Origin of the sequence: Streptomyces alfalfae, assembly GCF_004127445.1 — a bacterium.
GTDB classification, from domain to species: Bacteria; Actinomycetota; Actinomycetes; order Streptomycetales; family Streptomycetaceae; genus Streptomyces; species Streptomyces alfalfae.
Map to the genome: position 1 here is coordinate 188,031 of NZ_QEXM01000042.1, position 19,514 is coordinate 207,544.

General features: G+C 72.0%; 22 protein-coding genes and 3 pseudogenes. 8 read left to right on the forward strand and 17 right to left on the reverse strand.

Annotated features, from left to right (window positions below; genetic code table 11):
* Positions 1-9: 9 nt before the first annotated feature.
* Positions 10-192, reverse strand: a complete 183-nt coding sequence (locus DCW30_RS22585; RefSeq protein WP_076685567.1) for a toxin-antitoxin system HicB family antitoxin — start codon at positions 190-192, stop codon at positions 10-12.
* Positions 193-336: 144 nt separating this feature from the next.
* On the opposite strand from DCW30_RS22585, the gene DCW30_RS22590 reads away from it, so the two are divergent.
* Positions 337-774 (forward strand): MarR family winged helix-turn-helix transcriptional regulator, encoded by a 438-nt coding sequence (locus tag DCW30_RS22590; protein WP_062776459.1) that lies wholly within the window; start codon positions 337-339, stop codon positions 772-774.
* Positions 775-890: 116 nt separating this feature from the next.
* Complete coding sequence (locus DCW30_RS22595; protein ID WP_076685568.1) at positions 891-2,237, forward strand: MFS transporter; 1,347 nt, start codon at positions 891-893, stop codon at positions 2,235-2,237.
* 33 nt (positions 2,238-2,270) lie between these two features.
* Here the strand turns inward: DCW30_RS22595 and DCW30_RS22600 are convergent.
* A pseudogene (locus DCW30_RS22600) lies at positions 2,271-2,777 on the reverse strand (GNAT family N-acetyltransferase).
* A 123-nt stretch (positions 2,778-2,900) separates the two neighbouring features.
* On the opposite strand from DCW30_RS22600, the gene thpR reads away from it, so the two are divergent.
* Complete coding sequence (gene thpR / locus DCW30_RS22605) at positions 2,901-3,512, forward strand: RNA 2',3'-cyclic phosphodiesterase (RefSeq protein ID WP_076685569.1); 612 nt, start codon at positions 2,901-2,903, stop codon at positions 3,510-3,512.
* A 142-nt stretch (positions 3,513-3,654) separates the two neighbouring features.
* On the opposite strand, the gene DCW30_RS22610 is transcribed toward thpR, so the two are convergent.
* The 3 genes from DCW30_RS22610 to DCW30_RS22620 all read right to left on the reverse strand — a co-directional run bounded on the left by DCW30_RS22610 (position 3,655) and on the right by DCW30_RS22620 (position 5,873).
* Complete coding sequence (locus tag DCW30_RS22610) at positions 3,655-4,650, reverse strand: aldo/keto reductase (protein WP_062776453.1); 996 nt, start codon at positions 4,648-4,650, stop codon at positions 3,655-3,657.
* A gap of 60 nt (positions 4,651-4,710) precedes the next feature.
* Positions 4,711-5,307 (reverse strand): Uma2 family endonuclease, encoded by a 597-nt coding sequence (locus DCW30_RS22615; RefSeq protein ID WP_076685570.1) that lies wholly within the window; start codon positions 5,305-5,307, stop codon positions 4,711-4,713.
* Positions 5,308-5,378: 71 nt separating this feature from the next.
* Positions 5,379-5,873, reverse strand: coding sequence for a MarR family winged helix-turn-helix transcriptional regulator (locus DCW30_RS22620; RefSeq protein WP_237283416.1), 495 nt, complete (start codon positions 5,871-5,873; stop codon positions 5,379-5,381).
* Positions 5,874-5,991: 118 nt separating this feature from the next.
* On the opposite strand from DCW30_RS22620, the pseudogene DCW30_RS38270 reads away from it, so the two are divergent.
* A pseudogene (locus tag DCW30_RS38270) lies at positions 5,992-6,237 on the forward strand (carboxymuconolactone decarboxylase family protein); the annotation flags it as partial.
* On the opposite strand, the pseudogene DCW30_RS38275 reads toward DCW30_RS38270, so the two are convergent.
* The 3 genes and pseudogenes from DCW30_RS38275 to DCW30_RS22635 form a co-directional block, all read right to left on the reverse strand.
* Positions 6,181-6,354: pseudogene (locus DCW30_RS38275) on the reverse strand (Scr1 family TA system antitoxin-like transcriptional regulator); the annotation flags it as partial. The pseudogenes DCW30_RS38270 and DCW30_RS38275 sit on opposite strands and share 57 nt — an antisense overlap.
* Positions 6,355-6,452: 98 nt before the next feature.
* Positions 6,453-6,692: a DUF397 domain-containing protein gene (locus tag DCW30_RS22630; RefSeq protein WP_076685572.1), complete on the reverse strand. Its 240-nt coding sequence runs from the start codon at positions 6,690-6,692 to the stop codon at positions 6,453-6,455.
* Positions 6,689-7,498, reverse strand: a complete 810-nt coding sequence (locus DCW30_RS22635) for a helix-turn-helix domain-containing protein (RefSeq protein WP_076685573.1) — start codon at positions 7,496-7,498, stop codon at positions 6,689-6,691. The genes DCW30_RS22630 and DCW30_RS22635 overlap by 4 nt, the downstream gene beginning before the upstream one ends.
* Before the next feature lie 83 nt (positions 7,499-7,581).
* On the opposite strand from DCW30_RS22635, the gene DCW30_RS22640 reads away from it, so the two are divergent.
* On the forward strand, positions 7,582-7,992 hold the full coding sequence (locus DCW30_RS22640; protein WP_076685574.1) for a hypothetical protein: 411 nt from the start codon (positions 7,582-7,584) through the stop codon (positions 7,990-7,992).
* Here the strand turns inward: DCW30_RS22640 and DCW30_RS22645 are convergent.
* Positions 7,962-8,666 carry a GDSL-type esterase/lipase family protein gene (locus DCW30_RS22645; protein ID WP_076685575.1) on the reverse strand — a complete coding sequence of 235 codons (705 nt, stop codon included), beginning with the start codon at positions 8,664-8,666 and terminating at the stop codon, positions 7,962-7,964. The genes DCW30_RS22640 and DCW30_RS22645 overlap by 31 nt on opposite strands.
* An 86-nt stretch (positions 8,667-8,752) precedes the next feature.
* Between DCW30_RS22645 and DCW30_RS22650 the strand changes: the two genes are divergently transcribed.
* Entirely contained in the window at positions 8,753-9,766 is a 1,014-nt protein-coding gene (locus tag DCW30_RS22650; protein ID WP_076685576.1) for a hypothetical protein, read from the forward strand.
* A gap of 24 nt (positions 9,767-9,790) precedes the next feature.
* Here DCW30_RS22650 and DCW30_RS22655 read toward each other — a convergent pair whose 3' ends face one another.
* Positions 9,791-10,564 (reverse strand): TetR/AcrR family transcriptional regulator, encoded by a 774-nt coding sequence (locus tag DCW30_RS22655; RefSeq protein WP_062776442.1) that lies wholly within the window; start codon positions 10,562-10,564, stop codon positions 9,791-9,793.
* Between the two features lie 139 nt (positions 10,565-10,703).
* Between DCW30_RS22655 and DCW30_RS22660 the strand changes: the two genes are divergently transcribed.
* Together DCW30_RS22660 and DCW30_RS22665 are read left to right on the forward strand one after the other, a co-directional pair.
* Complete coding sequence (locus DCW30_RS22660; RefSeq protein ID WP_076685577.1) at positions 10,704-11,708, forward strand: ATP-binding cassette domain-containing protein; 1,005 nt, start codon at positions 10,704-10,706, stop codon at positions 11,706-11,708.
* Complete coding sequence (locus DCW30_RS22665) at positions 11,705-12,547, forward strand: ABC transporter permease (RefSeq protein ID WP_076685578.1); 843 nt, start codon at positions 11,705-11,707, stop codon at positions 12,545-12,547. The genes DCW30_RS22660 and DCW30_RS22665 overlap by 4 nt, the downstream gene beginning before the upstream one ends.
* Positions 12,548-12,641: 94 nt before the next feature.
* Here the strand turns inward: DCW30_RS22665 and serC are convergent, their stop codons facing one another.
* The 7 genes from serC to DCW30_RS22700 form a co-directional block, all read right to left on the reverse strand.
* Positions 12,642-13,760, reverse strand: a complete 1,119-nt coding sequence (serC, locus tag DCW30_RS22670; RefSeq protein ID WP_062776434.1) for a phosphoserine transaminase — start codon at positions 13,758-13,760, stop codon at positions 12,642-12,644.
* A 108-nt stretch (positions 13,761-13,868) separates the two neighbouring features.
* Positions 13,869-15,098 carry a cytochrome P450 family protein gene (locus DCW30_RS22675; protein ID WP_076685579.1) on the reverse strand — a complete coding sequence of 410 codons (1,230 nt, stop codon included), beginning with the start codon at positions 15,096-15,098 and terminating at the stop codon, positions 13,869-13,871.
* Positions 15,095-16,342, reverse strand: coding sequence for a cytochrome P450 (locus DCW30_RS22680; protein ID WP_076685580.1), 1,248 nt, complete (start codon positions 16,340-16,342; stop codon positions 15,095-15,097). Before DCW30_RS22680 ends, DCW30_RS22675 begins: the two co-directional genes overlap by 4 nt.
* Positions 16,339-16,965 carry a GTP-binding protein gene (locus DCW30_RS22685; protein WP_062776428.1) on the reverse strand — a complete coding sequence of 209 codons (627 nt, stop codon included), beginning with the start codon at positions 16,963-16,965 and terminating at the stop codon, positions 16,339-16,341. The genes DCW30_RS22680 and DCW30_RS22685 overlap by 4 nt, the downstream gene beginning before the upstream one ends.
* Entirely contained in the window at positions 16,946-17,302 is a 357-nt protein-coding gene (locus DCW30_RS22690) for a DUF742 domain-containing protein (RefSeq protein WP_062776426.1), read from the reverse strand. The genes DCW30_RS22685 and DCW30_RS22690 overlap by 20 nt, the downstream gene beginning before the upstream one ends.
* Positions 17,299-17,745 (reverse strand): roadblock/LC7 domain-containing protein, encoded by a 447-nt coding sequence (locus DCW30_RS22695; protein ID WP_062776424.1) that lies wholly within the window; start codon positions 17,743-17,745, stop codon positions 17,299-17,301. Before DCW30_RS22695 ends, DCW30_RS22690 begins: the two co-directional genes overlap by 4 nt.
* Positions 17,742-19,403 carry a sensor histidine kinase gene (locus DCW30_RS22700; protein WP_076685581.1) on the reverse strand — a complete coding sequence of 554 codons (1,662 nt, stop codon included), beginning with the start codon at positions 19,401-19,403 and terminating at the stop codon, positions 17,742-17,744. Before DCW30_RS22700 ends, DCW30_RS22695 begins: the two co-directional genes overlap by 4 nt.
* Between the last annotated feature and the right edge of the window lie 111 nt (positions 19,404-19,514).

The window sequence follows — 19,514 nt, forward strand, 5'->3', positions numbered from 1 at the left end:
CCCCGGGTGTCAGACGGCCCCGTAGAACCTCTCGGTCTCCTCGACGGACGTCGCGAAGCGTTCGTCGAAGTCGTCCCGAATGAGCGTCCGGACCACATAGTCCTGGACGCTCATTCCTCGTTTCGCCGCGTGTTCGCGGAGCCGGTCGTGCAGCTCGCTGTCCATGCGCAGGCTGAGCACCGTGGATCCCATGCGGGACAGCGTTCACGGCGTCCGAGGTGTTCTGTGTCACTTTCCGCGCCCGCCTCACTCGTTCGGGTGATGGGGCGGTTTGATGTGCCCCCTCGCGGGGAACCGAGTAGTACTTAGCATGGGTAATGAGTTACGCTAACAAACATGCCGGACCTATCCCATGGTGACGACGCCGCCGCCGTGAACGCCCTGCGCTCCGCCGTGATGCGCCTGTCCCGTCGACTCAAGCACCAGCGTGTCGACGAGTCGCTGAGCCCCACCGAGATGTCGGTGCTCGGCACCCTCGCCCGCTGCGGCAGTGCCACCCCGGGCGAGCTCGCCCGCAAGGAGCACGTGCAGCCGCCGTCGATGACCCGCATCGTGGCGCTCCTCGAAGCCAAGGGCCTGGTCCGGCTGGAGCCGCACCCCGAGGACCGCCGCCAGAAGGTGGTCACCCAGACGGAGACCGCCGAGGCCATGCTCGAAGAGAGCCGCCGCAAGCGCAACGCCTGGCTGGCGGGCCTCACCGAGCACCTCGACGAGGACGAGTGGGCACGCCTGCGTGCCGCCGCCCCCGTCCTGGAGAAGCTCGCCCACCTGTGACCCACCGCCCGTGAACCACCGGCCCGCCCGGTGAGCCGCCGGTCCACCGGGCCCGTGAGGACCCGGTGCGCCGCAGACCGCGCGGCACCGTCGTACGCCAAGGAGGCGAACCCACTTTGAGTACGGGATCCGGAGCAGACTCCGCCCCCGCACCGACCACCCTCGACAAGACCGTCCGCCCCGCCAAGTCGTCGATGTTCAGCTCGCTGAAGATCCGCAACTACCGGCTCTTCGCCACCGGCGCCGTCGTCTCCAACACCGGCACCTGGATGGCCCGCATCACCCAGGACTGGCTGGTCCTGAGCCTCACAGGCTCCTCCGCGGCCGTCGGCGTCACCACGGCCATGCAGTTCCTGCCGATGCTGCTCTTCGGCCTGTACGGCGGCGTGATCGCCGACCGCTTCGCCAAGCGGAGCCTGCTCTTCTGCACCCAGGGCGCCATGAGCATCAGCGGGCTCTTCCTCGCCGCGCTCACGCTCACGGGCCACGTGCAGGTCTGGCACGTCTACCTCGCGGCCTTCTTCACCGGCCTCGTCACCGTCGTCGACAACCCGACGCGGCAGTCCTTCGTGTCCGAGATGGTGGGCCCCGACCAGGTCCGCAACGCCGTCTCGCTGAACTCGGCGAACTTCCAGTCGGCGCGGCTCATCGGCCCCGCCGTCGCGAGCGCCCTGACCGCCGCCGTCGGCCCCGGCTGGGCCTTCCTCGCCAACGGCCTCTCCTTCCTCGCCCCGCTCACCGGTCTGCTCCTCATGCGCACCGCCGAGCTGCACCCCACCCCGCGCGCGCCGCGCGGCAAGGGGCAGCTGCGGGAGGGCCTGAACTACGTCTCCAAGCACCCCGAGCTGATCTGGCCGATCGTCCTCGTCGGCTTCATCGGCACGTTCGGGTTCAACTTCCCGATCTGGCTGAGCGCCTTCGCGGACGACATCTTCCACGGCGGCGTGGGGATGTACGGGCTTTTCAACACCCTGATGGCCATCGGCTCCCTCGCCGGTGCGCTGCTCGCCGCCCGGCGCGGCACCTCGCGCCTGCGGCTGCTCGCCGGGGCGGCCATCGCCTTCGGCGTGCTCCAGATCGTGGCCGCGTTCGCGCCCGAGCTGTGGATGTTCGTGGCGTTGATCGTCCCGATCGGCATCCTGGGCCTGACGGTGAACGTCACCGCCAACTCCTCGGTCCAGATGGCCACCGATCCCGAGATGCGGGGCCGTGTGATGTCGCTGTTCATGATGGTCTTCACCGGCGGCACGCCGCTCGGCGGACCGCTGTTCGGCTGGCTCGCCGACGCCTACGGCGTCCGGATCAGCATGGCCGCCGGCGGCCTCGTCTGCGCGCTCGCCGCGGCCGGCGTGGGCCTGATGCTGGCACGCGCCGCCAACCTCCGCCTCAAGGTGGACCTGCGCCGCGGCCGGCAGCACGTGCAGTTCGTCCCCCGCGAGCGGGAGCTGGCCGCCGCGGCGTGAGAGCCCGGGGCGTCCCGGTCAGAGCCTGTGCTCTCAGAGCCGCATCTCCAGGATCTGGCCGGGCCAGCTGCCGTCGGGGCCGGTGAAGGCCTCCGTGGCGGCGAAGCCGTTGCTCTCGTAGTACGCGACGAGCTTGCGGTCGTCGCCCGCGTAGCAGTCGACCCGGAGCAGCGATATCCCCTGCCGCCGGGTCTCGTCGGCGGCGTGCGCGAGCAGGGCGCGGCCCACGCCGCGGCCCGCGAACCGGTGGTCGGCGGCGAGCAGGTGGACGTAGCGCTCGGGCTCGTCGGCCTCGGGGATGTTCGGTCCCGGCCCGTCGGTGAGCGTGACGGTGCCCGCCACCACGCCGCCGATCTCCGCGATCCACGGCTCGCCCGAGGTCAGTTACCGCTCGACGAGCGCCACGGCCTTCGGGTTCTCCGACCAGGGCTTAGTGCCCCACTGCCCCGTACGCCCGCGCGCGACGAGCCACTCCACGGCCCGGTCGAAGAGGCCGAGCACGACGGCGACGTCGTTGGCGGCGCCGGGCCTGATCTTCAGTGGTTCGGCGCTCGTGCCGTTCACGGCCGGAGGTCTCGTCTCGTTCCCGGCCGGGGGCCTCGTGTCGTCCATGGACGGAGGTTAGGCGGCGCGCGCGGCAGGGGTCCAGGGAGAATTCCCCGCATGAGACTCTTCGTCGCGGTCGTTCCGCCGGATGCCGTGGCCGCCGAACTGGCCTCCGCCGTCGCCTCGTTGCGCGAGCTGCCGGGCTCCGGGGCGCTGCGGTGGACGGCCCGGGAGAGCTGGCACTTCACGCTGGCGTTCCTGGGGGAGGTGGACGAGGCGGCCGTCCCCGGCCTCACCGCTCGCCTCGGACGGGCCGCGCACCGTACGCCGCCCTTCTCCCTGGCCCTGCGCGGCGGCGGGCACTTCGGCGACCGCGCGCTGTGGGTGGGCGCGGCAGGGGGCGCGCCCGAGCTGCGGCTCCTCGCCCGGCGCACGGAGGCGGCGGCGCGCAAGGCGGGCCTCGCGGTGGAGGAGCACCGGGCCTACCGCCCGCACCTGACGCTGGCGCGCGGCCGCGGCGGGACGGAGCTCGGCCCGTACGCGGACGCGCTCGACGCCTTCCGGGGCGCCCCCTGGACCGTACGGGAGCTGACGCTGGTCCGCAGCGAGCTGCCGAGGAGCGGGGTGCCGGGGGAGCGGCCCCGGTACGAGGTGCTGGGGCGCCGGCCGCTCGGGGGCGGGGCCGCCTCGCCGGGAGGCGGCTCCCGGGAGCCGGGCGGGGCCGGTTAACCTCGACGGTGTGGACCCCAAGACCAGAAACCGGATCATGGCCGGTGTGCTCGTGCTGATGTTCTTCGTGGTGGCGGTGGCGGCCGCGGTCGGCGGCTAGCGCCGCCGCGGCGGCCGCCCGCGTCTCGCCGGCGGGAACGGACTACCAGGCGAAGGACTCCGGCGAGGGCCCCGGCCCCGGGAAGATCTCGTCCAGCGCGTCGAGCAGCTCCCGCGGCAGTTCCAGCTCGACGGCGCGCAGCGCGGAGGCGAGCTGCTCGGCGGTGCGCGGACCGACGATCGGTCCGGTGACGCCGGGCCGCGTGAGCAGCCAGGCGAGCGCGACCTCGCCGGGTTCGAGGCCGTGCTTGTCGAGCAGGTCCTCGTACGCCTGGATCTGCGCGCGGACCTCCGGCTTGGCCAGCTCGGCCGCGGCACGACCACCGGCGCGCCGGGTGCCCTCGGCGCTCTCCTTCTTCAGGACGCCGCCGAGCAGGCCGCCGTGCAGCGGCGACCAGGGGATGACGCCGAGCCCGTACTCCCGCGAGGCCGGGATGACCTCCTCCTCGGCCCTGCGCGCGGCGAGGTTGTACAGGCACTGCTCGCTGACCAGGCCGAAGCTGCCGCGCCGGGCGGCGGTCTCGTTGGCTTGGGCGATCTTGTAGCCGGGGAAGTTGCTCGATCCCGCGTAGAGGATCTTGCCCTGCTGGACGAGCACGTCGACGGCCTGCCAGATCTCATCGAACGGGGTGTTCCGGTCGATGTGGTGGAACTGGTAGATGTCGATGTAGTCCGTCTGGAGGCGGCGCAGGCTCGCCTCGACGGCGCGGCGGATGTTCAGCGCGGAGAGCCGGTCGTGGTTGGGCCAGACCTCTTCGCCCTGGCGGGTCATGTTCCCGTACACCTTGGTGGCCAGCACGACCTTGTCGCGCCGCTCGCCGCCCTGCGTGAACCAGGTGCCGATGATCTCCTCGGTGCGGCCCTTGCCGGCGCCCTGCCCGTACACGTTGGCGGTGTCGAAGTAGTTGACGCCCGCGTCGAGCGCGGCGTCCATGAGCGAGTGGCTGTCGGGTTCGTTGGTGAACGGCCCGAAGTTCATGGTCCCGAGCGTGAGCCGGCTGACCTTGAGCCCCGTGCGTCCCAGCTGCGTGTACCTCATGAGACCCCAGCCAACGCCTTGGAGCGGGCTCCGTGCAAGGGGGCGCCGCCGCGGGGCGCGTCAGTCGCGGGGGAAGGTGTCGGTCTTGAGGACGAGGCCGAAGGCGGTACCGGTCATGTCGACGTCATCGCCGAAATCGGCCCTGGACTCGGTGCGGTACTCGCCTTCCTTGGGATCGGTGAAGACGTGGCAGCGGCCTAGGTACGGGTCGACGATGAGGTACACGGGAACACCGGCATCCGCGTACGCGGCCTTCTTCGGCCCATAGTCGTTCAGGCCGGTCCCTCGGGAGATGACCTCGGCGACGAACTCGACGTCCTCGTGGCGCCAGCGGCCACGCTCGTCCTTCTTGGCCCCTTCGCGCAGCTTTGCCACGTCCGGGCAGAACCCGTTGTGGTGGCCCGGGAAGTCGATCCGCACGTCCGACTTGACCTGGACGTCCATCCCGTACTGGTCCTCCACGGCCCGCACGATCCTGCGGATGATGTCCCAGTGGCTGTCACGCTGCGGCACCATGAAGACGGCTCCCTCGACAACTTCTGCCTTGATTCCCTCCGGGGCCATCCGCTCGATCAGCTCGAACCAGTCGTCCAAGCTCCATTCGGCGTCGTCGTCGGCCATCTCGATCCTGTCGGTCATCACATCTACGACGGTCATCGTGGCGCTCCTCCCCGGCCCACCCCGGTCGAGTGCGGCCGCGCAGGACAACGATACGCACGGTGACGACGTCACGACCCGCCCAGCCAGCCCGCCGCGTCGAGGCGGAAGGAGTGCGGGGGGACGACTGCGCGGAGGGTCGCCTCCAGGTCCCGGAGGCGGTCCGCGCCCGCGGTCGCCGCCCACTCCGCCCGCAGTTCGTCGAAGACCGCCGCCGAGCGGCGCAGTGCGTCGATGCCGTGCGGGGTGAGGCGGATCAGCTTGCGGCGGGCGTCCGCCGGGTCGTCGGCGCGGTGGGCGTAGCCGAGGGCGATGAGGCGGTCGACGGTCTTGCCCGCCGCCTGCTTGCTGACGCCGAGGCGCCTGCCGATCTCGCTGGCCGTGGCGCCCCGGACCCCGACGGCCTGCATCGCGAAGCCGTGCGCGGGGCGGAGGCCGGGGTGGCCCTGCCGGGCGAGTTCCGCGTGCAGGCGGTCGATCAGCGTGCGGAACCCCGCGAAGAGGAGCAGGGGCAGCTCGTAGCCCGGCGCGTCCGCCACCGCCTCGGGGGCCGGCCCCTTGCCCATACCGTCAACCCGGTTTACCTTTTCCGTGCCGTCAACCATGTTGTCGATCGTAGGGGACCACCACCGCATGTTCGCCACGCACACCGTCGAGACCGCGCCCGCCGAGTCCCGCCCCGCCATGGAGCGGGTGGCCAAGGCCTTCGGGCAGCTCCCCGACGCCGTCGCCCGTCTCGCCGCCTCGCCCGAACTGCTCAACGGTTTCCTGGACATGAGCGCGGCCTTCGAGCGCACCACGCTGGAGCCCGTGGCCCGCGAGACCGTCATCATGACCGTCGCCGTCCGCAACGACTGCCACGTCTGCGTGGCGCTGCACACGGGCAAGCTGCGCAAGCTGGGCGCGGACGGCGCGGTCGTCGCCGCCCTGCGCGAGCAGCGCCCCGTACCCGACGAGCGCCTCGAAGCTGTACGGGTCTTCACGCTGGCCGTTCTCGCGACGGCGGGCGGTGTCGACGACGACGGCGTCAAGGCGTTCCTCGCCCACGGCTACACCGAGCGGAACGCGCTCGAAGTCGTCCTCGGCATCGGCACGTACACGATGTCCACCCTCGCGAACCGGCTCACACGCGCGGCGTGACGGCGTTACGGGGTGGTGGCGTGCGTCAGGAACTCCGTCCAGGCGGACGGGGCGACGCGGAGGGCGGGGCCTTCGGGGTTCTTGGAGTCGCGGACGTGGATGGTGGCGGGGGTGTGCGCCACCTCGACGCACTCGCCGCCCTGATCACCGCTGTGGCTGGACTTCGTCCAGGGCAGCGCTACCTCGACGCATTCGCCTTCACCGCTGCTGTAACTGCTCTTGCGCCAAAGGTAGTTTGCACTCATAGGTCCCGCGCCCCCTTCTCGATCAGCGTCGCCGACTCCTCGGGCGTCAGCGCCTGTGCGCGCAGAATGCCATATTTCCCGAACAGGTTGCTCAGTGCCGGCTGTTCGGTGACGAAGTAGCCCCCGCTCGGCGCTTCGACGTAGGCGAGCTGACGGCGCATGTCTGTGTCCAGCAGGATCATTGGGCCGGTGAGCCCTGCGTGCACATGGCGGCCATGTGGCATGACCTGAAGTTCGACATGCCGAAGCCGACCGAGTTCGAGAAGGTGGCGTAGCTGTTCCTTCAGGACCGGGGGTCCGCCGAGGGGGCGGGTCAGCAGGCTCTGCTCCAGCACGTAACTGATGCTCGGCGGAGGTTTGCGGTGAAACATCTCCCCTCGCTCCAGCCTGGCCGCGACTCGCGCCTCCACCTCGTCGTCATCCAGTGAGGGGTAGCAGTTGCTGTTGTAGACCGCGCGTGCGTACGCCGCAGTCTGAAGTGACCCAGGAATTACCAGCGTTTGATAGGCGTGGATACCGACCGCTTTCCGTTCCTCGGCCAGGTAATCCTCCGTCCACGCCGGAAGCACCCGGTGGCCGAACTCCTTCTCCGCGAGAAGCGTCAGTGCACCCTGTGCACCAAGGAACTGGTCCGCCAGCTCGGCCAACCTGCCCCGGGGCGCCCGCTCGCCCCGTTCCACCATCGCCACCTGCGACTTGGAGTACTGGACATGCGTGCCCAGCGCCTCCTGTGTGATCCCGGCCCGCTCGCGGTAGAACCGCAACAGCGCGCCGAACGTCTCCGAGCCCCGCTCACCCTGGTGCACAACGACCTCCCCAAGTGCACAGCCCCGCACCGCTCCCGCGAGACACGGGTCACAGTTTGTGACCGTCCATAAGCATGTGGCGCATGAACTGGGAAACCTCACCGCTCAGGGTGCACGACTGGATTCCGGCGTCGGGGCACGCGCTGCGGCACGCCGGTATCCACTTCGACGCCGTACGCGTCGACGGCCCGCCCGGCGAGCGGATCATGTACGACCTGACGCAGCTCACGGAGTTCCACGTGGGGCCCGTCATCCGCGAAGCGACCGGCGCGCGCTACTTCTACTTCCTGCTCCCGCCGGGAACCGCGAAGTCGTACGGCTGGCCGGCCGGAGCGCGCCCCCTGGGGCGGTCCTCAGCGGGTTTCGCCTACGTCGGCGTACCCGCGCTCGACGGCTGGACCTGGCCGCTGGACTGGAGGTCACTGCCGACGGCGGAAGCCCCTTTCATCGAGGGGCAGTTGCTTCACGACGTGACGAGACGCGTGGCACGGTGATCCAGCCCGCCGAGCCCCCATCCCTGCGCCAGCGCCCGGGCGAAGGCGTCCGCCAGTTTGTGCTCGCCGCTCGCGTTCGGGTGCGTGCCGTCGTACGTGTCGGTGTGGATGTCGTACGACTCCGGGCGCGACGCCAGGAGGAGCGGCGAGGCCGCCGTGTCCAGGTCCGCGACCGTCTTCGCTAGGAGTTCGTTGAAGCGGGCCACCTCGGCCGCGAAGGGCGCGTCCGAGGTGGCGCGGATGTTGGGTATGACCGGGAGCAGGACCATCCGGATGCGGGGGGCCGCCGAGCGCGCCCCCGCGACGAAGGCGCGGACGTTCGCCGCCGTCTGGTCCGCGTTCGTGTAGAAGCCCAGGTCTATCAGGCCGAGGGAGACGAGCAGGACGTCCGCAGGGTCGTCCGTGAGCGCGCCGGGGATCGCGGGCGCCATGTGCAGCCAGCCCTCGCCCCAGCCCGCCAGGTGGTTGCGGGGGAACGCCGGGTCGGGGTCGGCGTAGTCGAACGACACGGGCTCGCCCGCCGCCTTGTCGTACAGGGCGGTGCGCGGGCCGACCACGGCGAAGCCGTCGTCGCCGAGAGTGGCGCGCAGGTGCTGCCACATCCGGAGGCGCCAGGTGTGTTCCCCGGCGCTTCCGATGGTCATCGAGTCGCCGACGAACATGAACCTGAGCATCCGCTCATCATGGCGGATCGGGCGGGGCCCCTGCGATGTGAGGCTGAGCACGCCCCGGCGACGGCGCGAATGGCACGCTTGGGCCCATGCGTTCGCTCAGGGCTGTTCCGGTTCCGTCCCTCCTCGCCGTCGCCACCGTGCTGTCCCTCGCCGTGGCGACGCCCGCCGCGGCCGACGACGGGCACGACGGTTTCACCATCGAGGACCCGAGGATCGTCGAGTCCAGCGGCCTCGCCGCGTCCCGCGCCCACCCCGGCGTCTACTGGACGCACAACGACCAGGACAAGGGCGCCTACCTGTACGCCGTCGACGCGAAGACGGGGAAGACCGTCGCCACCGTCACCATGACCGGTGTGGGCGCCCCGCGCGACGTGGAGGCCATCTCCGTGGGCGCGGACGGCAACCTGTACGTCGGGGACATCGGCGACAACCTCGGCGGCACGTGGTCGAACGTCTGGATCTACCGGCTGCCCGAGCCGAAGAAGCTGGCGGACCAGTCGATCCGCGCCACGCAGTACGTCGTGAAGTACGCCGACGGAGCGCGCGACGCGGAGGCGCTGATGGTGCACCCGAAGACCGGACGGATCTACATCGCGGACAAGAAGGAGGACGGCGGCAGCCTCTACGAGGGGCCCGCCCGGATGTCCGCCTCCGGCGCCAACGTCTTCAAGCGCGTCGGCGCCACCGACCTGTGGGTGACGGACGGCGCCTTCTCCCCCGACGGCGAGCAGCTCTCGCTGCGCGGCTACTTCGGCGGCGTCTCGTACACCTGGAAGGGGGCGGGGAAGATGCCCGCGCGGGAGGGGCGGCTGAGCGTGCCGATCCAGCGGCAGGGCGAGTCCGTCACGTACACCCCGGACGGCACGACCCTGATGTACGGCACCGAGGGCGGGCGGAGCGCGGTCACGCCCGTGGAGGCCAAGGGGAAGGGCGGCGGCTCCGACTCCTCCGGTCCGGGCTCCGGTTCGGCGTCGGGGGGCGACGGCGGCGGCATGGACGGCGGGGTCAAGACCGGGGCCGTCGTCTTCGGGGCCGTGCTGCTCGCCTTCCTGGGCCTGAAGCGCCTCTCGCGGCGGGGCTCGGGCACGCGGGGCAGGTAGGGCCCGAGAGGGGGCCCGCCGGGGTCAGGCCCCGGTCTCCGCCTCGCGCCGGGCCGCCACCAGGACGTCGAGGCCGTCGAGCAGCCGCTGGAGCCCGAACTCGAAGTGGTCGAAGTCCGAGCCGAAGGCGTCCTCGGAGAGGCCCGCGAGCGCCGGGTACTTGCCGCTCATCATGATCCGCTCCAGGGTCGGCTGCTGCGCCTCCCAGAACGCCTCGTCGGTCAGGCCGCTCTTCTTCACGGCCTCCACCTCGTGCACCTGGGTGCGGGCGACCCCGGTGACGTACCCCTCCACCGCGACGATGACGCCGATCAGTTCGGGGTCGGTCAGGCCCATCGGCGCGATGCGGGTGAGGGTCCTGTCCAGGCCGCCGACCGCGCCGGGGCCGAGCACCGGGCGGGCCTGGTTGACGTGGAGCAGCCAGGGGTGCCGGCGGTAGAGGACGAGGGTCTCGCGGGCGTACGTCTCGACGCCCTCGCGCCAGCCGCCGGACCAGGGCTCCTCTTCCTCCGGCGGGGTGTACACCCGGTCCAGCATCAGGTCGAGCAGGTCGCCCTTGCCGGGGACGTAGCGGTACAGGGACATCGTGCCGGTGCCCAGCTCCGTGGAGAGGCGGCGCATGGAGACCGCCGTGAGCCCTTCGGCGTCGGCGAGGCGCACCGCCTCCGTGACGATCCGGTCCAGGGTGAGCGCCGGCTTCGGTCCGCGCGTGGGGCGCACGCCGTCGCCCCAGAGCAGTTCGAGGCTGCGGGTGATGTCGCTGCCGGTGCGCTGGATGTCGCCGCCTGTGCTCGTCATGACCTCACCCTAATCGCCCGGCCGCGAACCGGGTACACCGTACCCAAAGAATTGTGTACGGTGTACCCAGACGGACTGAGTACGGCGTACTCATATCTGGGTGCGGTGTACCGGCAAGGGGCGATCTGGAGGGCGGGCGATGAACGGCGACGGCTTCGCGGTACGGGCCGAAGGGCTGCGCAAGCGCTACGGCGACAAAGACGCGCTGGACGGCTTCGACCTGCGCGTCGAACAGGGCACGGTGCACGGACTCCTCGGACCCAACGGCGCGGGCAAGACCACCGCCGTGCGGATTCTCTCCACCCTCGTACGGCTCGACAGCGGCCACGCCGAGGTGGCCGGCGCCGACGTGGTGCGCGAACCCGCCCTGGTGCGCGCCCGCATCGGCCTGACCGGGCAGTACGCGGCGGTCGACGAGATCCTCACCGGTCGGCAGAACCTGGAGATGTTCGGCCGCCTCTTCCACCTGGGCGCCCGCAGGGCCGCGCTCCGGGCCCGAGAACTCCTCGAACAGTTCCACCTGGAGGACGCGGCGGAGAAGGGCGCGGGCCAGTACAGCGGCGGCATGCGGCGCCGCCTCGACCTCGCCGCCTCGATGATCCTCGCCCCCGGCGTGCTCTTCCTCGACGAGCCGACCACCGGCCTCGACCCCCGCAGCCGCCTGGAGGTCTGGGACACCGTGCGGGACCTCGTCGCCCGCGGGACGACCGTGCTGCTGACCACCCAGTACCTGGAGGAGGCCGACCGGCTCGCCTCCCGCGTCACCGTCATCGACCGGGGCCGGGCCATCGCCGACGACACCCCCGACGGGCTGAAGAACACCGTCGGCGGCAGCCACCTCGACGTCGTCGTACGCGAAACCGCCGACCTGCCCGCGGCCGTCCGCGCCGTCCGCCGGGTCTGCGCGGGCGAACCGCTCGTCGTCGACGTGGAGCGCCGCGTGCAGGCCGCCGTCACCGACCGGGTCCGCGCCCTCACCGACATGGCGCGCACCCTCCAGGACGAGGGCGTCGCCGTCGAGGACATCGGCCTGCGCAGGCCGAGCCTGGACGACGTGTTCCTGCGGCTGACCGGCCAGACCTCCGGGACCGCCGCGGCCCCCGGGACCACCGCCGTGCCGGACGAGAAGGAGGTCGCGGCATGAGCGTCGCCCTCACCGTCGACCCCTCGCGCGAGCGCCCGCACGGACGCCTCTTCTGGGCCCTCGCCGACAGCGGGAACGTCACCCGCCGCTACCTCACCCACTTCCTGCGCCAGCCTGTCACCATCGCCTGGCAACTGGGCTTCCCGATCATCTCCGTCCTCCTGTACGGGTTCGTCTTCGGCGAGGCGATGAAGGTGCCCGGGGGCGGCGACGACGGCGACTACAAGCAGTTCCTGATGCCCGGCATGTTCGTGATGACCATGGCCTTCGGCTTCATGAACACCGCCATGGCCGTGGTCACCGACGCCTCCAAGGGCGTGATCGACCGCTTCCGCTCCATGCCCATGGCGCCGTCGGCCGTCGCCTCGGGGCGCGGGGTCGCCGACCTCGTCGTGGCCTGCGCGGAACTGACCATCCTCGCGGCGACCGCGCTGGCCATCGGCTGGCGCTCCAGCGGCGGACTCCTCGACACCGCCCTCGCCTTCGCGCTGCTGCTGCTCCTGCGGTTCAGCCTGATCTGGGTGGGCGTCTACCTCGGCCTCGTCGTGCCGACGCCCGAGGCCGCGGGCGGGCTCTACGCGGTCGCCTTCCCGCTCACGATGATCTCCAGCGTCTTCGTGGCGCCGTCCCTGATGCCGGACTGGCTGGCCCCGGTCGCCGCGTGGAACCCGGTCTCGTCGACGGGCACGGCCGCGCGCGAACTCTTCGGCAACCCGGGCGCGGGCGGCGGCACATGGGTGGAGCAGCACGCCGTGCTGATGGCGGTGGTGTGGCCGCTGGCGATCTCGCTGGTCTTCCTGCCGCTGGCGGTACGGAGGTTCAAGGCGCTGAGCCGCTGAGACACGGAGACCCCGCGCCCCATCAGGGGCGCGGGGTCTCCGCACGACCGGCCACGTCCGGCCCGCGGACGGGAACCGGTCGGCAAGCGTGGTGTCAGAGCTTCTCGATCACGTGGTCGACGCACTTCGTGAGCGCCTCGACGTCCGCCGGGTCGACGGCCGGGTACATCGCGATGCGCAGCTGGTTGCGGCCCAGCTTGCGGTACGGCTCGGTGTCCACGATGCCGTTGGCGCGCAGCACCTTGGCGACCGCGGAGGCGTCGACCTCGTCCGCGAAGTCGATCGTGCCGACCACGTGCGAGCGCTTCGCCGGGTCGGTGACGAACGGCGTCGCGTACTTCGAGTCGTCCGCCCAGCCGTACAGCGCCCGCGCGGACGCCGCCGTGCGGCCGGTGGTGAACTCCAGGCCGCCCTGGGAGTTCATCCAGTCCAGCTGCTCGGCGAGCAGGAAGTACGTGGCGAGCGCCGGGGTGTTGTACGTCTGGTTCTTGCGGGAGTTGTCGATCGCCGTCGGCAGCGAGAAGAACTCCGGCACGTGCCGGCCCGAGGCGTGGATGCGCTCGGCCCGCTCGATCGCGGCAGGGGAGAAGACGGCGATCCACAGGCCGCCGTCGGACGCGAAGGACTTCTGCGGGGCGAAGTAGTAGACGTCGGTCTCGGTGATGTCGACCGGCAGGCCGCCCGCGGCGGACGTGGCGTCCACCAGGACGAGCGAACCGGCGTCGGCGCCCGCGACGCGCTTGACGGGGGCCGCGACACCGGTGGAGGTCTCGTTCTGCGTGAAGGCGTAGACGTCGACGCCCGCCTCCGCGCTCGGCTCGGGGTGCGTGCCCGGCTCGCTGGAGATGACGGTCGGCTCGGCCAGCCACGGGGCGAGCTTGGCCGCCTTCGCGAACTTCGAGGAGAACTCGCCGAAGCTCAGGTGCTGCGACTTGTCGTCGATCAGGCCGTGCGTCGCCACGTCCCAGAACGCGGTGGAGCCTCCGTTGCCCATGACCACCTCGTACCCCTCGGGGAGGGAGAAGAGGTCCTTGACGCCCTCGACCACGCGGCCGACCAGGTTCTTGACCGGGGCCTGGCGGTGGGACGTACCGAGCAGGGAGGTTCCGGTCGCTGCGAGGGCGTCCAGCGCCTCGGTGCGCACCTTGGAGGGGCCCGAGCCGAAACGGCCGTCGGCGGGCTTCATGTCAGCGGGAATCTGGATCTCAGCCACGGGGTGAGCCTAGCGGCTCAGGGCGCGGCGTTCCTCTGGTGTCCGCCGGGTGAGATCCGCACCCCGAGCCGTGTGACCGCCTCGGGGCTTGGCCCCGGATCCCGCTCCTCAAGCGCCGGAGGGGCTGTTCCACAGCCGTACCGGCAGCTCGTACAGGTCGTTCTGGGTCACCACCGGCTTGTTGCGGAGTTCCTCGGGCCCGACCGCCAGGGTCAGGTCGGGGAAGCGGGCGTACAGGGCCGGCAGGGCCACCCCCGCCTCCAGGCGCGAGAGGGCCGCTCCGGGGCAGACGTGCGGGCCGTGGCCGAAGGAGATGTGGCGGTTGGCCGAGGCGCGGGTGATGTCGAAGGCCGCCGCCGTCGGGCCGTGGGCCGCCTCGTCGCGGCCGATGGCGCCGTAGGAGACGATCAGCGCGTCCCCCCGAGGGATCACCTTGTCGCCGACGGGGACGTCCTCCGCGGCGAAGCGGATCAGGACGTGCGACGTCGGCGTCGAGTAGCGCAGGGTCTCCTCCACGACCGCGTCCCAGCCGGCCTTGCCCTCGCGGACCAGGTCCAGTTGCTCGGGGTGGGTGCTGAGGTTCACCACGGCGTTGACGATCAGGGAGATCGTCGTCTCGTGGCCCGCCGCGACCATCAGCTGGAGGGTGGAGAGGATCTCCGCGTCGGTGAGGTGGTCGCCGTTCTCCGAGGCCTGGATCAGCGCGCTCGTCAGGTCGTCGCCCGGCTGCTCGCGGCGGGCCGCGACGACCCTGCCCATCATCTCGGCGAGTTCGCCGAGCGTGGCCACGACCTCCTCCGGCGGCGTCTGGGTGGAGAAGAACTTGTCGAAGAGGACCTTCAGCCGCGGGTGGTCCGCCTCGTCGATGCCCATCAGTTCGCTGATCACGTACATGGGCAGCGGATAGGCGAACACCGCCTTCAGGTCGACCACGCCGTCGGCGCCCGCTGCCGCGACCTGGTCGAGGAGGCCGTCCGTGAGCTCCGTGACGCGCTCGCGCATTCGCTCCACCCGGCGCGGCGTCAACGCCTGCGCGACGAGCGAACGCATCCTGCGGTGCTCCTCGCCGTCCACGGTCAGCATCGAGCGGCCCGGGTTGGCGAGGCCGATCAGCGGCCAGTCGGCGGGTATCTCGCCGCGCTGCCAGGCGCCCCAGGCGTTGATGTCCTTCACCAGGCGCTTGTCGGTGAGGAGCCGGCGGGCCTCCGCGTGGTGCGTGACCGCCCACACCGGCACACCGCCGGGCAGCTCCGCCTCCGCGAGCGGGCCCGCGGCGAGCAGCCGGGCGCTCTCGCCGTCCAGGTCGGTGACGAACGGGTCCAGGGCGATGCGCGTCATCTGGGCTCTCCAAGGGCTGCGGTCGGGGTCGGCGTGAAGGTCACCGGAAGGTCGGTCAGGCCGCTCAGCCACGGGGAGGGGCGGCGGGACAGCTCCGCGGCGGGCACGGCGAGGTCGAGGTCCGGCAGCCGGTCGATCAGCACCTCGATGCCGGTCCGCGCGATGACCTCGGCGACCTCCTGGGCCGGGAAGGGGCAGCGGTGCTCGCCGTGGCCGAAGGAGAAGTGGGCGCTGTTGCCGCCGGTCAGGACGGAGCCGTCGGTGCGCACCTGCGGGTCGGCGTTGGCGGCGGCGAGGCCGAGGAGCACCAGGTCACCGGCGTTGATGTGGCGCCCGCCGAGCCGGGTGTCGCGCGAGGCCCAGCGGCCCGCGACGTTCTGCGTCGGGGTGTCCTCCCACAGGACCTCGTTCATCGCCTCGGCGACGCTGTGGCGGCCGCCGAAGAGCGAGGCGGCGAAGCGGTCGTCGGTGAGCATCAGCCGCAGGGAGTTGCCGATCCAGTCCGCCGTGGGCTGATGGCCCGCGGCCATCATCACCATCAGGTCTTCCGCGATCTCCGTGTCGGTGAACCCCGACGTGTCGGCCAGCATGGCCGAGGCGACGTCGGGGCCGGGCCGCGCGTGCTTGTCGGCGAGGAGCCGCGCCATCGACTCGGCCAGGTGCCGGGCGCCCTCAAGGGCCCCCTCGCGCCCGTTGATCATGTCGTTCAGCGCGGTGACGAGGGCGGGGCCCTCCTCGTCGGGGAAGCCGTAGATCGTGGCGAGGACCCGGACCGGGAGCAGCATCGCGTACTCGGCGATGATGTCCGTCGAGCCCTGGCCGCAGAAGCCGTCGATCAGCTCGTCGGCGAACCTCTCGGCGTGCGCCTTCAGTTCGAACGGGTCGACCGACTCCAGGGCGTGCGCGATCATCGCGGCGCGCTCGGTGTGCCGCTCGCCGACGGTGTAGAGGATCGACGGCTGCTTGTGGCCGATCATGGGCAACAGCGGCCAGTCGGCGGGGATGTTCGGCCACTGGTTCCACAGCTCGGAGTCCCGGCTGTACAGGACCGGGTCGCCGGTGACCTGGTGCAGCTCGCGGTAGCCGAGCACCAGCCAGGCGGGCACGTCGCCGTCGAGCAGGACGGGCGCCACCGGGCCGTGGTCGCGCCGCAGTTCCCGGTAGAGCCGGGCGGGCTCGATGGTGAAGCGCGGGCCCGACAGCGGCACGGGGCCGGGGGCGGCGCCGGTTACGGGACAGGTCACTTGGCGGTCTCCTGTGCGGCGTACAGCGTCTTGAGGTGTTCGACGAGGGCGATCAGCACGTTCTTGCTGGACTCGCGGGAGCGCGCGTCGCAGTCGACGAGCGGCACCCCGGGGTCCAGGTCGAGCGCCTCGCGCAGTTGCGCGGCGGTGTGCGCGGAGCCGCCGAAGTCGTTGCGGGCCACGATGAACGGCGTCCCGTGGTGCTCCAGGCGGTCGATCGCGTACCAGGAGTCCTCGATGCGCCGCGGGTCCACGAGGACGACGGCGCCGAGCGTCCCGGAGAACAGCCGGTCCCAGAGGAACCAGAAGCGCTCCTGGCCCGGGGCGCCGAAGAGGTAGAGGACGTTGTGCGCGTCGAGGGTGATGCGGCCGAAGTCGAAGGCGACCGTCGTGGACGTCTTGGCGCGCAGCCCGTCGAGGCCGCCCGTCTCGTCGATGCCGCGCCCCGCCTGCGTCATCGTCTCCTCGGTGTTGAGGGGACGGATCTCGCTCACGGACCGGACCAGGGTCGTCTTGCCCACGCCGAAACCGCCCACCACGACGATCTTCAGACCGTTGTCGGCGGTCGCGGACAGGGCCGCGTCGCGTCGTTCGGCGGTTGCGTCAGAGATTGCGGAGTCCAACGAGCACCTGCTCCAGGATGTCGGGGTCGGGAAGGCTGTGACCGGCTGCCGCCCGCGGATGGCGGGCGCTGATCCGGCCCGCGTCGAGCAGGTCGGAGAGCAGGATGCGCGTGATGCTCACGGGGAGCCTCAGCTCGGCGGCGATCTCCACCACCGCCGTGGGCAGTTCGCACATCCGCAGGATGGCGGCGAGCTCGGACTGCATGCCGGGGGTGGGTCCCGACTCGGCGACGACGAGGGTCACCAGGTCGAAAGGGGCGTCGGGCGCCGACCGGCTGCGGCCCTGCGTGAGGGTGTAGAGCCGGTCGGGGGAGTCGTCCCGGCCGGGGCGGCTCATGAGGCGGGCGTGGCGCGGGGGCCGTCGTCGGCGCGGGGCGCGGCGCGCAGGTGCTCGCCGAGCTGCTCGACCAGCTCGCTCATGGTGTGCCCGACGAGTCCGGCGTCGGCGTCCTCGGCGGCGATCACGGCGAGGTGTGCGCCCTCACCGGCCTCGACGATGAAGAGGATGCCGCCGTAGAACTCCGTCATCGCCGACCGTACGCCGCCGCTGCCGTCCCCGAACTCGGCCGAGGCGCCGTGCGAGAGGGACTGGATGCCCGCGGCGATGGCGGCGAGCTGGTCGGCCTGGTCGACGGAGAGTTCCGGGGTGCGGCACAGCTTCAGGCCGTCCCTGGACAGGACGAGCGCGTGCCGGGCGCCGGGGGTGCGCTCCAGGAGGCCTTGCAGGAGCCAGGTGAGCTTGGCGTCGGTGGTGGTGCCGGGGGTGGTGCCGGTGGTCATCGGGGGGAGTCGCCTTCCGGGTGCGGGGAGGGTGCGGGAGCATCCGTGTCACTGGACGGTGGCGTGGCGCGGACGGCCTGGCGGAAGCTGCTGAAGCGGGCCGCGGTGGTGGCGGCGTCCGCCGTGCGCGGGCGCGGGGTCTCGCCGGTGTCACCGTCCGCGCGGGCCCGCTCGGCGGCGGCGAGGGTGCGGCCGCGGGGCCGCTTGGGCAGCGGCGCCTCGGCGGGACGCCCGGCGGCCGGCGGGGCGGCGGACTCGTGGACCGGCAGGGGCTCGCGTCCCACGGGGGTGAGGATGGCGGTGTCCTCGGAGGAGGCGGCCGAGGGGGCCGAGGGGTTCGAGGGGCCGCTGGGGCTACGGGGGGCGCTGGGGCCGCCCGCCTGGGCCGGGGCGGCTTGAGCGGCGTCGGCCGACTGCCCCGCGCCGGCCGCCGGAGCCGCTGAGACCGCCGGGGCCGCCGGCAGCGCGGTGGCCGAGCGCGGGGGAGCCGCCGCGGGCGTCGCCGCCGGACCCGGAGCCGCCTGCGAGGGACGGGTGAGCAGCTCCTGGGGTATCAGCACGAGCACCCCCGTGCCGCCGCGCGCGGACGGCCGGAAGGACACCGTCAGGCCGTGCTTGCGGGCCAGCCTGCCCACCACCGCGAGGCCGAGCCGCGTCCCGGAGAGCCCGCTGAGGCCCTTCGTCCCGCCGGACACGGCCTGTTCGGCGCGGCGCTGCTGCACCGGGCCCATGACGAGGCCGCTGTCCTCGACGGAGACGATGACGCCGGCCGCGACCTCCTCGATGTAGACGTGCACCTCGGAGGTGGGCGGCGAGAAGTTGGCGGCGTTGTCGAGGATCTCGGCCAGGGCGTGCATGACGCCCTCGGCGGCGTGGCCCGCGACGGCGAGCTCGCTGGCGGAGTGGACGCGTACGCGCTGGTAGCCGCCGATACGGCCCATCGCGCCCCGCAGGATCGACTCCATGACGATGGGGCGGGCCCAGCGGCGGCCGGAGCGGGCGCCGGTGAGGACGGCCACGGAGTCGGCGATGCGGCCCGCCTGCGCGGTCCTGTGGTCCAGGTGCAGCAGGTCGGTGAGGACGTCCTCGTCGGCGTGCCTGCCCTCCATCTCGCGGAGGTCGGCGAGCATGCCGGTGGCCAGGGCCTGCATGCGGCCCGCGGCGTTGGCGGAGGCGGCGAGGGCGGCGGCGCGCTCGGACTCGGCGGCGCGGACGCGCAGGGTGAGCGCGTTGCGCTCCCGTACGTGCTCCGCGGTCAGCGCGGCGACCTCACGGGCGTGGCGCTCGGTGAGGCGCGTGTGCTCGTGGCCGAATTCCGCCGCGTGTCGCGCTTGTTCGTGGGCGAGCCGGTCCATCTCCTGGTGAGCGGCGACGAGCTGACGCCGCAGCAGGGCGGAGGTCCGCGCGCCGTGGAAGGCGGCGGCCACGGCGACGCTGAGGGCGAGCGCGGCGGCGCCCGCTCCCCAGGCGAGGGGGGCGCGTGCGGAGGAGGGGGCCAGGGCGACGGCGGTCGCGGTGAGCGCCGCGGTGACCAGGGCGCAGATCAGCAGGACGAGGGCGGACGGGCGCAAGGGGACACTTGCCCGGGCTCCCGACTGCGCTGGACCTGGGGATGCCCCATTCGTCCCGGGGCGCGCTAGGGGGGTTGGCGCGGTCATCAATCGGGGTCCTCGATCGGAAGCGACACACTTTGCTCGAACGCGATCCGGTGTTTCTCAAGGTCGGCTCAAGTTCTGGCCACTATAGGAGAGTTGCCGACCGAAGTGGGA